Raw genomic sequence first — 11,664 nt, 5'->3', positions numbered from 1 at the left:
CGACGTCGTCGTCGTAGCCGATCTCCTGGACCACCTGCCCGGGCTGGAACCCCAGCCTGGCGGCAGGGTTCGTCCGCTCCTCCGCGTGGTCCGCGGTCGCGCTCACGGGTTGCCTCCTGATCATGGTTTGGGAATATCTCAGCCACGCGCGGGCGCGCGGCGTTGGCCGTAGTCCACACGGGCGGGGCGGATCGCGCAAGTACCCGGCCGCCCGGACCGCCTAAACGGTGACGATCCTGGCCGGGCCACCGCAACTCCAGGCACATCATCCTGGTCCACAGTGACTCACACCACACCCTTGTGCCCCGAATGGGCGTTTGGGAACTGTATACGGGTACGAGACTCGCATGAATCCGAGATTCGCTCCGTACGCCACCGTACCGGTGCCGGGTCCGGGTTACCTATCGGTAGAGATGACGTGCGCGGCCCCGGGGTGGACCATGGGGAACGCGCAGACCCGGCTACAGCAGTGAAGCAGCGGCCTCCTCACGGCCCTTCGACAGGTAAGGAACAGCGTGGCTTCCGCATCCGATCGCAACCCGATCATCATTGGCGGCCTTCCGAGTCAGGNNCGGCCGGGAGCGGGCCCGCTACCTGATGCTGCGCTTGATCGAGCGGGCCCGCGAGCGGCGCGTGGCCGTGCCCGAGATGCGCAGCACGGACTACGTGAACACGATCCCCACCCGCGCGGAGCCGTTCTTCCCGGGCAACGAGGAGATCGAGCGCAAGATCCTCAACGCGACCCGCTGGAACGCGGCGGTGATGGTCTCGCGCGCGCAGCGGCCCGGGATCGGCGTCGGCGGCCACATCGCCACCTTCGCCTCCTCGGCGTCGCTCTACGACGTGGGCTTCAACCACTTCTTCCGCGGCAAGGACGAGGGCGACGGCGGTGACCAGGTCTTCTTCCAGGGGCACGCCTCGCCGGGCATCTACGCGCGGGCGTACCTGCTGGACCGGCTGAGCGAGCGGCAGCTGGACGGCTTCCGGCAGGAGAAGTCGAAGGCGCCCGAAGCGCTGTCGTCGTACCCGCACCCGCGGTCGATGCCGGACTTCTGGGAGTTCCCGACCGTGTCGATGGGCCTGGGCCCGATCAGCGCGATCTACCAGGCCCGGATGAACCGCTACATGGAGGCGCGCGGCATCGCCGACACCTCGCGGTCGCACGTGTGGGCGTTCCTCGGCGACGGCGAGATGGACGAGCCGGAGTCGCTGGGCCAGCTGACCCTCGCGGCCCGCGAGAACCTGGACAACCTGACCTTCGTCGTCAACTGCAACCTGCAGCGCCTGGACGGGCCGGTGCGCGGCAACGGCAAGATCATCCAGGAGCTGGAGTCGGTCTTCCGGGGCGCCGGCTGGAACGTGATCAAGCTGGTTTGGGACCGCTCCTGGGACCCGCTGCTCGCCCAGGACCGGGACGGCGTCCTGGTCAACCGGATGAACACCACGCCGGACGGCCAGTACCAGACGTACGCCACCGAGTCCGGTGCGTACATCCGCGACCACTTCTTCGGCGACGACCACCGGCTGCGCGCCATGGTCGAGAACATGACCGACGACCAGGTGCTGCACCTCGGGCGCGGCGGCCACGACCACCGGAAGATCTTCGCGGCGTACCAGGCGGCGAAGGACCACAAGGGCCAGCCGACGGTGATCCTCGCCAAGACGGTCAAGGGCTGGACGCTCGGCCCGAACTTCGAGGGCCGCAACGCCACGCACCAGATGAAGAAGCTGACGGTCGACGACCTCAAGGGCTTCCGCGACCGGCTGCACCTGCCGATCTCCGACAAGGAGCTGGAGTCCGGCCTGCCGCCGTACTACCACCCGGGCCGGGACTCGGAGGAGATCCAGTACATGCACGACCGCCGCAAGGCGCTCGGCGGGTACGTGCCGACGCGCGTGGTGCGCTCGAAGCCCCTCGTGCTGCCCGAGGACAAGACGTACGCGAACGTGAAGAAGGGCTCGGGCCAGCAGTCCATCGCGACGACCATGGCCTTCGTCCGCCTCCTCAAGGATCTCTTGCGGGACAAGGAGATCGGCAAGCGGTTCGTCCTGATCGCGCCGGACGAGTACCGCACGTTCGGCATGGACTCCTTCTTCCCGAGCGCGAAGATCTACAACCCGCTGGGGCAGCAGTACGAGTCCGTGGACCGCGAGCTGCTGCTCGCCTACAAGGAGGCGCCGAACGGGCAGCTGCTGCACGACGGCATCTCCGAGGCCGGCTGCACGGCCTCGCTGATCGCGGCCGGCTCGGCGTACGCCACGCACGGCGAGCCGCTGATCCCGGTGTACGTCTTCTACTCGATGTTCGGTTTCCAGCGCACCGGCGACCAGTTCTGGCAGATGGGCGACCAGCTGGCGCGCGGTTTCGTCCTCGGCGCGACCGCGGGGCGCACGACGCTGACCGGTGAGGGCCTGCAGCACGCGGACGGCCATTCGCAGCTGCTGGCGTCCACGAACCCGGCGTGCGTGGCCTACGACCCGGCCTTCGGGTTCGAGATCGCGCACATCGTGCAGGACGGCCTGCGCCGGATGTACGGCGGCGACGAGGAGCACCCGAACGGCGAGGACGTCTTCTACTACCTGACCGTCTACAACGAGCCCGTCCAGCACCCCGCCGAGCCGGAGGACGTGGACGTGGACGGCATCCTCAAGGGCCTGTACCGCTTCCGCGAGGGCACGACGGGCTCGATGCCGGCCCAGATCCTCGCGTCCGGCGTCGCGGTGCCCTGGGCCCTGGAGGCCCAGCGGATCCTCGCCGAGGAGTGGGACGTCCGGGCCGACGTCTGGTCGGCGACCTCCTGGAACGAGCTGCGGCGCGAGGCCGTGGAGTGCGAGCGGCACAACCTGCTGGGCCCGGAGGAGGAGCAGCGGGTGCCGTACGTCACCCGGAAGCTGGCGTCGGCCGAGGGGCCGGTCCTGGCGGTGTCGGACTGGATGCGGTCGGTTCCGGACCAGATCGCGCGCTGGGTGCCGGGGACGTACCAGTCGCTGGGAGCGGACGGCTTCGGCTTCGCCGACACGCGCGGGGCGGCCCGGCGGTTCTTCCACATCGACGCGCAGTCGATCGTGGTGGGGGTGCTGACGGAGCTGGCCCGCGAGGGGCACCTCGACCGGTCCGTGCTGAAGCAGGCCATCGACCGCTACCGGCTGCTCGACGTGACCGCGGCCGACCCGGGGCCGGCGGGCGGCGACGCCTGACGCGGGCGCGTTCGCGCGGCGCGTGAGGAAGGGCCTCCGGCGTTCGCCGGAGGCCCTTCTCCCGTTGCGTTCCGGAGCCTTCCGTCCGGTTCCCGTGCCGCCCGGGGCGTCCGGGCCGTCCGGGTGGTCAGAACACTCCGTAGCCCGGGCCGGTGGCCGAGGCGAGCCAGATGATCGCCAGCAGCGTGTCGATGGCGCCCAGCACCACGGCGATCAGCGCCGGGAGCGAGCGGGTCCCGCCCCAGCTGCGGCCCATGGCGAGCCAGCCGCAGACGATCGCCGCCGGGCCGAGGACGATCCCCAGCACGAAGAATCCGGCGACCGCGCAGATGACTCCGATGATTCCGAGCGTCGCGCGATCCGGCCCGCTCCCTGACCACGTCCGGCCACGTGAGCGGGGGTGCCTGCGCGTGCCCTCTCCAAAGCTCGCCATCATCAACTCCCTGAACCCCGGGGTCGGTTGGAGTTTCAGTGGGGTTCGACACACGGGTACCCCCACTCGGGGCGTGAATGCCCCCGGAGCGAGGGCGGACGAGCCGCCGCCCGCGCGCCGCCCCCCTCCGGCAGCGCGCGGGCGGCCGCGTCCTCCGAACTCCGCCCAGGCCCTGCGGAGGACATGACCCACTGTCACCTGCGGTCCCCTCCGAACGGGAGGGGTCACCGCGCCGGTTCACCCTGACGAGCGAATCCGGCCACCGGTTTCCGGCCCGCGGCCGGTCCGGGTCCGGGTGCGGCCGGGTCCGTCAGATGTGGCCGACGCCCGCGCCGGCCTCCGCGTTCTCACCGCGCTTGGTGAGGAGGGCGACGCCCACCGCCACGACGGCGACCCCGGTGGCCACCAGGGAAGCCGCGCTCATGCCGGAGAGGAAGGTGTCGTGGGCCACCTCGGTGACCGTGGCGGCCACCTCCGGGGGCATCTGCCCGCTCACCGGGGGCACCCCGACCTGGACGGCCTCGGCGGCCCGCGCGGCCTGTTCCGGGGTGAGCGGCGGGAGTCCCGCGCCCGCCCAGTTGGCCGCGAGGTCGTTGTCGACCTTGGAGGCCATCACCGCGCCCAGCACGGCCGTGCCGAGGCTGCCGCCGACCTGCATGGCGGACTGCTGGAGACCGCCGGCGACACCGGACAGCTCCAGCGGGGCGTTGCCCACGATCACCTCGGTGGCACCGACCATGACGGGGGCCAGGCCGAGGCCCAGCAGGGCGAACCAGAGCGACATCACGGCGCTTCCGGTGTCCTTCTCCAGCGTGGAGATGCCGAACATGGCGAGCGCGGTGAAGGCCATGCCGCCGGCCAGCGGGATGCGCGGACCGACCTTGGTGATCACCACGCCGGCCAGCGGGGAGCCGACGATCATCATGCCGGTGAGCGGCAGCAGGTGCAGACCGGCGTCGACCGGGCTCAGCCCGTGCACGTTCTGCAGGTAGAAGGTGACGAAGAACAGGCCGCCCATGAAGGAGATGGCCATGAGGACCATCAGCACCACGCCCGCGGACAGCGGGACGGAGCGGAACATCTCCAGCGGCAGCAGCGGCTCCCGGACCCGCTTCTCCCAGAACGCGAAGACCGCGAAGAGCAGCACCGAGGCGGCGATGAACCCCCAGGTCCTCAGGTCGCCCCAGCCCCACTCGGGGGCCTTGATCAGCGCCCAGACGAGGCAGAACATCGCGCCGGACAGCAGGGCGATGCCGGGCACGTCGAAGGAGTGCGGGCGGTTCTCCGCACGGTGGTCGAGCAGGATCCACACGCCGAGGGCGAGCGCGAGGACGCCGACCGGGACGTTGATCCAGAAGACCGACTGCCAGCTGACGTGCTCGACGAGGACGCCGCCGAGGATCGGGCCGCCGGCGGTGGAGGCGCCGATGACCATGCCCCAGATGCCTATGGCCATGTTGAGCTTCTCGGCCGGGAAGGTCGCGCGCAGCAGGCCCAGCGCGGCCGGCATCAGCAGCGCGCCGAACAGGCCCTGCAGGACGCGGAAGACGATGACCGACGCGATGCCGTCGGACAGGCCGATCGCGCCCGAGGCGGCGGCGAAGCCGACGACGCCGATGAGGAAGGTCTGCCGGTGGCCGAACCGGTCACCGAGCTTGCCCGCGGTGATCAGGGAGACCGCGAGGGCGAGGAAGTACGCGTTGGTGATCCACTGGACCTCGGCGAAGGTGGCGCCCAGGTCCCTGGCGATGGCGGGGTTGGCGATGGCGACGATGGTGCCGTCGAGGGCCACCATCATGACGCCGACGGCGACGGTGAAGAGCGTGAGCCAGGGATGGCCGCGCAGCCCTCTGCCGCGTGCCGCGTCCGACGGGGCGCCCGGAGGTGTCGCGTCCCCGGGTCCCGTCTTGTCGATGGTGGTTTGACCAGTCATGTTCTCGAGGCTAGTGACAGCGACTGACAGTTGACAAACCAATTCACCGATCGGTAACTCGGCGGACCTGCCCCTATAGCCTGAGCAGGGAGAACAGTGCCGGAAACGCTCCGGGGGGACCACGGGAACCGCCGCGGTCCCCCCGGGATCACGGGGAACCACGGGAAACCACGGGGGGAATCGGTCCGGAGAACCACGGGAGGAACGATGGAGACGGTCGGGACCGTCGCCGGCGCGGCGCCGGCAACGGGGCTGCGGGAACGCAGGAAGCGGCTCACCCGCGACGCGCTGCTCCGGTCCTCCCTGGAACTGTTCGCGGCGCGCGGCTACGAGGGGACGACGGTCGACGACATCGTGGCGGCCGTCCACGTCTCGCAGCGCACCTTCTTCCGCTACTTCGCCGGCAAGGAGGAGGTCGCGTTCCACGTCCCGCGCCTCGCGGAGTCCCTCCTCGTCGACGCCGTACGGGGGCGCCCTCCCGGCGAGCCGCCGCTGGACGCGCTGCGCGGGGCCCTGCGGGAGAGCTGGGACGACATCGCCGAGGCCGTCGAGCAGGTCGTGCCGCTGGAACTGCACCTGCGGGTGTACCGGGTGATCGAGTCGACGCCCGCGCTGCTCGCCGCGCACCTGCGGCGCTCGAGCGAACTGGAGGAGCGGCTGGCCCGCGTGATCGCCGAGCGCGAGGGCGTCGATCCGGACACCGACCCCCGGCCGCGCATCCTGGTGGCCGCGGTCTGCGGCGTGATCCGGGTGGCGGAACGGTCCTGGTCCGCCGGGGACTCCGGGCTCGCCGCCCTGCGCGAGCTGACGACGGCCCACCTGGACCGGCTGGGCCCCGCCCTGGCGGAGCCCTGGAGCGACGACCGGCACACCTCCCGGTGACACCTGCTCACCATCGGCGCAGCCAAACGTGATACCCGTCACTCCGCCGACGTGAGACCCTCTTGTTCTCCTAGTGTGTCCTGTCAGTGACTTCCTTCGACACCACTCCGCAACTGAACGTGTGGCGCGCCCTGCTCGCCCTGGCCGTCGTCTTCGTGATGCTGGCGACCACCGGCTGGACGGCACTGCGCCGGCACCGGGACGCGGCACCGCTCACGGCCTCGCTCTCCGCCTGGGAGAAGGGACGCATAGGAGGTCACCGGCTGCCCGACCCCGACTCCGCGCCCGCCGAACTGGCCCGGTTCTTCGCCTCCCTCACCAAGGCCCAGCGGGTCGACCTCGCCCGGCGCTTCCCGCTCGCGGTCGGCAACATGAACGGCGCCCCGGCCACGTTGCGCTACCGCGCCAACCGCATCGCGCTGGGGCAGGCCCGCGAGGTCGAGCGGGAACGGATGCGCGACAAACGGCTGACGCCCGCCGGGCAGCACCAGGCGGGCCGCCGGATGAACCGCTTCACGTCCCTGAGGGGGCCGGGCCGCCAGATCCTCGCCTTCGACCCGTCGGGCTCCGGCCGGGCCGCCGAGGTGTTCGGCGACCTGCGCGGGGCCGAGCGGATCTCGGTCGTCGTCCCCGGCGTCGACACCGACCTGCTCACCTTCCAGCGCACCCACCGCCGTCACGCGGCGCCCGTCGGCATGGCCCGGTCGCTCCACGCGGCCGAGCACGCGGCGGCCCCCTCGGTCCGCACCGCCGTGATCGCCTGGGCCGACTACACCGCGCCCAGCGGGCTCGGCATGGAGTCGGCGACGGCGGCGCGCGCCGAGGACGGCTCCGCGCGCCTCGGCGCGCTGCTGCGCGCCCTGCCCGGCGCGGCCCGCGTCTCCCTGTTCTGCCACAGCTACGGCTCCGTGGTGTGCGGGCTCGCCGCGCCCGCGCTGCCCGGCCGGGTGACCGACATAGCGGTGGCCGGCAGTCCCGGCATGCGGGCCGGGTCGGTCACCGACCTGCGCACCCACGCGCGGGTGTGGGCGATGCGGGACGCCGACGACTGGATCCAGGACGTGCCCTACCTGGAACTCGGCGGACTCGGGCACGGGGCCGACCCGGTGTCCCCGGCCTTCGGGGCCCGGGTGCTGTCGGCGCGTGAGGCCCGGGGGCACAGCGGGTACTTCGTGCCGGGCACCGACAGTCTGCGCAACCTCGCCGAGATCGGTGTTGGCGCGTACCGCGCGGTGGACTGCGCACACGGCGACGGCGTATGCCGGGCGGATTTGTCCGGTGCCGCCGCATCGGGACGCGCGTAGAGGACGGAGCAACCGCGGTATGCACGGGGAGGGGACGAAAAAGCTCGTGCCGCATACGATGAGCCGCATGGGTGACGTACTGGCCGGATTTCACGCTGCCTGGGAGTTCGATTCCGACTCCGTGCTCATCCGGTACGAAAGGGGGATCCGAACACCCAGGTTGTTCCAGGCGCTCGGGGAACGCCGCATCCCCCTGGAGGCCGTCGCCGGAGTGACGCTGACCCCCGGCAGGCGCGGCACCGTCGTGCTGCGCCTCGAACCGCGGCCCGGCGCCGACCCACTGATGGAGGCGGCGGCCGGGCAGTTGACGGACGGCTGCGACCCCTACCGGCTGGTGCTGCCCGCCGAACGCGAGACGCTCGCCGAGTACTACGCCGACGAACTCCTCGCCCTGCTCACCGAGTCGGGTCCCGCCGAGCGCCATCTGGTGTCCGTCCCGGACGCCCCGCTGCACTTCAAGGCGTACGACGGCAGGGCCTCCTTCGACGGGAAGACGGTCTCCTTCCGCTGGTCGTGGACGGGCGCCTCGTCCGCGAAGTGGAAGGCCGGCGACCAGCGCTTCCCCGTCGGGGAGCTGTGCGGTGTGGAGTGGCGTTCCCCGGAGGTCTTCGAAGGGCACCTGCGGCTGCTGCGCCACGACGAGCCCGCCCGGTCCCCGCAGGCCGACCAGGACCCGGCGGCCGTGGTGTTCGGGCTGGGCTACGGCCCGGTGCACGAGTCGCTGCCGTTCGCCGCGGCCGTGCTGGCGGCGGCGCGGACGACCGCGCCGGTGCCCGCGGTGGCCGTGGCCGCCGTGCGCCGCGACCCCGCGGACATCGCCGACCGCATACGCCACCTCGGGGAACTGCACCGGGCGGGCCTGGTGACGGACGAGGAGTTCTCCGTGAAGAAGGCGGAGTTGCTGGCGGAGCTGTAGGACCCCGCCGGACGCGGTCGCGGGGCTCCGCCGGCCGCGGTGGCGGTCGCCGCGCCCCGTCGGCCGTACGGGGGCGGCGGTCCGTCGTGCCCCGCCGGCCGGCCGCAGGGGTGCCGTCCTACTCCCGTCCGGCGGACGTGAAGGCCATGTCCGCGTAGCGGGTGCCCGCCACCTCGGCGGCGATCGGTTCCAGTCGGGCCAGTTCCGCGTCCGTGAGGGTGATCCGGGTCGCCGCCGTGTTCTCCTCCACCCGGACCGGCCTGCGGGTGCCCGGGATCGGGACGACCGGCAGGCCGTGCACGGCCGCCCGCTGCTGGACCCAGGCCAGGGCGATCTGGCCGGGCGTGGCGCCGTGCGCGTCGGCGACGGCGCGGACCGGGGCGAGCAGGGCCGCGTTGGCCGCCGCGTTCTCGCCGGTGAACCGGGGCATCAGACGGCGGAAGTCGTCCGGGGTGAGGTCCTGGCCGGCGTCGGTGAAGGAACCGGTCAGGAACCCCCGCCCGAGCGGCGAGTACGGCACCAGGGTCACGCCCAGGTCCCGGGCGGCCGGTACCACGTTCGCCTCGATGTCGCGGCTGAACAACGACCACTCCGACTGCACCGCGGCGATCGGGTGCACGGCGTGCGCGTCCCGCAGTTCACCGGCGGTGACCTCGCTCAGCCCGAGCTGCTTCACCTTGCCCTCGCGCACCAGCCCGGCCATGACGCCGACGGTCTCCTCGATCGGCACGTTCACGTCGCGCCGGTGCATGTAGTAGAGGTCGATGACGTCGACGCCGAGGCGTTCGAGGCTCGCCTCGACGCACTGCCGGATGTACGGGGCGTCGTTGCGGACGATCCGCCGGGTGGGCTCGTCGGGCGGGATGGACAGCGCGAACTTGGTCGCGATCACGACCTCGTCCCGGTGCGCCCTGAAGAACGGCGCCAGGAACCGCTCGTTCTCCCCCGCCCCGTACGAGTCCGCCGTGTCGTAGAGCGTGACGCCCAGTTCCAGGGCGCGTTCCAGGGTCGCCCGGGAGGTGTCCGCGTCCGCGGGGCCGTAGGCGAAGCTCATGCCCATGCAGCCCAGGCCCTGCACGCCCACCTCGGGGCCGCCCGCGCCCAGGGGGGCCGTCGTGATCCTGCCGTCGGTGCCGCCGTCGCTGCCGCTGGTGCCGTTGGTGCCGTTGGTGCCGTTGGTCATCGGGACCTCTCCGACGCCAGGGCGCGCCCGGCGTCCGCGTAGAAGCTGATCTTCCGGTCGAGCACGGCGAGGGTGCCCTGGAGTTCCGCGATCCGGGCCACCACGTCCTCGCGGGTCGCCTTGAGGAGGTCGAAGCGGTCGGCGTAGGTGTGGTCGCCCTCCCGCACCATCTCCGCGTACCGGACCATGTCCGCGACCGGCATCCCGGTCAGGCGGAGCTTGCCGACGAGGGCGAGCCAGTCGAGGTCGCGGTTGCTGTAGCGGCGCTGGCCGGTGTGCGACCGGTCGATGTGCGGCATCAGCCCGATGCGCTCGTACCAGCGCAGGGTGTGGGCGCTCAGCCCGGTGAGGGCGGCCACCTCGCTGATCGTGTACCGGTCCGCGCCGTCCGGCCGCCGGTCGCCCTGCGGCGGTCCGGCGCAGGTGCCGGTCCCGGCACCCGTGCCCTCACCCGTGGTCTCCGTCACCGTCATGCCCTCCACGCTAGATCCCTGAAGTGCACTCCAGGCAAGCACGACCGGCGGGAAAACGACGGGAGGACGGGCTCCCCGGCCGAATAGCATGCCGGCCATGACTCGTGTGCGTGTACGCCGTGCGGTGCCCGGGGACGCGGAGGAGGTACTGCGCCTGCGCCAGGTGATGATCGACTCGATGGCCCGTTCCTCCCCCGCCACGGACTGGCACGCCGACGCCCTGCCGGTGCTGCGCGCGAAGCTCGCCGATCCGGACGGCCCGTTCGCGGCGTTCGTCGTGGACCGGCCGGGACGCCCGGAACGGGGCGGGCCGTCGGCGCGGGGCGGGCTGTCGGCACTGGTGGCCGGCACGATCGAGTACCGCATCGGCGGCGTGCACGACCCGCGCGGCACCGACGGCTACGTCTTCAGCGTCGCCACCGACCCGGACGCCCGCCGCCGGGGCCACGCGCGCGCCTGCATGGAGGTCCTGCTGGAGTGGTTCCGGGAACGCGGCGCCCACCGCATCCGCCTCACCGCGACCTCGCAGGCCGAGCCGCTCTACGCCTCCCTGGGCTTCACCCGGAGACCGGACCCGTTGCTCGAGCTGCGACTGTGAGCGCCTACCCTCGAAGGCATGTCGCTCAAGAGCCTCGCGCTGATCGAGAACTGGCCGGTTCCCACCGCGGCGGCGGGCGTCGTCCGGGCGGACGGCACCGTCCTGGGCACCCACGGCCCCACCGGCCACCGCTTCCCGCTCGCCTCGGTCACCAAGCCGCTCGCGGCGTACGCGGTGCTCGTGGCGTACGAGGAGGGCGCGATCGAGCTGGACGAGCCGGCCGGCCCCGAGGGTTCGACGGTCCGCCACCTCCTCGCCCACACCTCCGGTCTCGCGTTCGACGAGCACCGGACGACCTCCGCCCCCGGTGAGCGCCGCCTGTACTCCAACGCGGGGTTCGAGCAGCTCGGGGACCACATCGCGAAGGCGACGGACATCCCGTTCGCCGAGTACCTGCGGCAGGCGGTGCTGGAGCCGCTGGGGATGACGTCGACCTCCCTGGAGGGCACCGCCTCCCCGGCGAAGGACGCCACGTCCACGGTGGACGACCTGCTGCGCTTCGCCGCCGAGGTGCAGGCCCCGCGCCTGCTGGACCCGCGCACGGTCGCCGAGGCGATGACGGTCCAGTACCGGGGCACCAAGGGCGTCCTGCCGGGCTACGGCCACCAGAGCCCCAACGACTGGGGCCTCGGCTTCGAGATCCGCGACGCCAAGTCCCCGCACTGGACGGGCGGCTCCTCCTCGCCCCGCACCTTCGGCCACTTCGGCCAGTCGGGCACGTTCCTGTGGATCGACCCGGCGGCG

11 protein-coding genes are annotated in these 11,664 nt (G+C 72.2%); 6 read left to right on the top strand and 5 right to left on the bottom strand.

Annotated features, from left to right (window positions below; all coding sequences use genetic code 11):
- Nucleotides 1–106 (bottom strand): DUF3052 family protein (locus tag AOK18_RS32010; protein ID WP_206281563.1); only part of this gene is annotated, 106 nt, incomplete at its 3' end.
- Between the two features lie 466 nt (nucleotides 107–572).
- Between AOK18_RS32010 and aceE the strand changes: the two genes are divergently transcribed.
- On the top strand, nucleotides 573–3,198 hold a 2,626-nt coding region (gene aceE, locus AOK18_RS19385; protein ID WP_240503239.1), incomplete at its 5' end, for a pyruvate dehydrogenase (acetyl-transferring), homodimeric type.
- 127 nt (nucleotides 3,199–3,325) lie between these two features.
- Here the strand turns inward: aceE and AOK18_RS19380 are convergent.
- A complete protein-coding gene (locus AOK18_RS19380) occupies nucleotides 3,326–3,634 on the bottom strand; it encodes a hypothetical protein (protein ID WP_055571898.1) in 309 nt (102 codons plus the stop codon).
- 307 nt (nucleotides 3,635–3,941) lie between these two features.
- Entirely contained in the window at nucleotides 3,942–5,564 is a 1,623-nt protein-coding gene (locus tag AOK18_RS19375) for an MFS transporter (protein WP_055695183.1), read from the bottom strand.
- 207 nt (nucleotides 5,565–5,771) lie between these two features.
- On the opposite strand from AOK18_RS19375, the gene AOK18_RS19370 reads away from it, so the two are divergent.
- From AOK18_RS19370 to AOK18_RS19360, 3 genes are all read left to right on the top strand, one after another.
- Nucleotides 5,772–6,446 carry a TetR family transcriptional regulator gene (locus tag AOK18_RS19370; RefSeq protein ID WP_055695182.1) on the top strand — a complete coding sequence of 225 codons (675 nt, stop codon included), beginning with the start codon at nucleotides 5,772–5,774 and terminating at the stop codon, nucleotides 6,444–6,446.
- 86 nt (nucleotides 6,447–6,532) lie between these two features.
- Nucleotides 6,533–7,750, top strand: a complete 1,218-nt coding sequence (locus AOK18_RS19365) for an alpha/beta hydrolase (protein WP_055571901.1) — start codon at nucleotides 6,533–6,535, stop codon at nucleotides 7,748–7,750.
- Nucleotides 7,751–7,817: 67 nt separating this feature from the next.
- Nucleotides 7,818–8,666, top strand: a complete 849-nt coding sequence (locus AOK18_RS19360) for a DUF4429 domain-containing protein (protein WP_055571902.1) — start codon at nucleotides 7,818–7,820, stop codon at nucleotides 8,664–8,666.
- A 118-nt stretch (nucleotides 8,667–8,784) separates the two neighbouring features.
- On the opposite strand, the gene AOK18_RS19355 is transcribed toward AOK18_RS19360, so the two are convergent.
- Nucleotides 8,785–9,849 (bottom strand): aldo/keto reductase, encoded by a 1,065-nt coding sequence (locus tag AOK18_RS19355; RefSeq protein WP_055695181.1) that lies wholly within the window; start codon nucleotides 9,847–9,849, stop codon nucleotides 8,785–8,787.
- A complete protein-coding gene (locus AOK18_RS19350; RefSeq protein ID WP_055695186.1) occupies nucleotides 9,846–10,322 on the bottom strand; it encodes a MerR family transcriptional regulator in 477 nt (158 codons plus the stop codon). The genes AOK18_RS19355 and AOK18_RS19350 overlap by 4 nt, the downstream gene beginning before the upstream one ends.
- A gap of 88 nt (nucleotides 10,323–10,410) precedes the next feature.
- On the opposite strand from AOK18_RS19350, the gene AOK18_RS19345 reads away from it, so the two are divergent.
- Nucleotides 10,411–10,920, top strand: a complete 510-nt coding sequence (locus AOK18_RS19345; RefSeq protein ID WP_079105095.1) for a GNAT family N-acetyltransferase — start codon at nucleotides 10,411–10,413, stop codon at nucleotides 10,918–10,920.
- An 18-nt stretch (nucleotides 10,921–10,938) separates the two neighbouring features.
- A partial coding sequence (locus tag AOK18_RS19340; RefSeq protein ID WP_055695180.1) for a serine hydrolase domain-containing protein occupies nucleotides 10,939–11,664 on the top strand: 726 nt, incomplete at its 3' end.

Origin of the sequence: Streptomyces prasinopilosus (assembly GCF_001419695.1) — a bacterium.
GTDB lineage: Bacteria > Actinomycetota > Actinomycetes > Streptomycetales > Streptomycetaceae > Streptomyces > Streptomyces prasinopilosus.
This window is presented reverse-complemented; position numbering and strand designations above follow the sequence as displayed.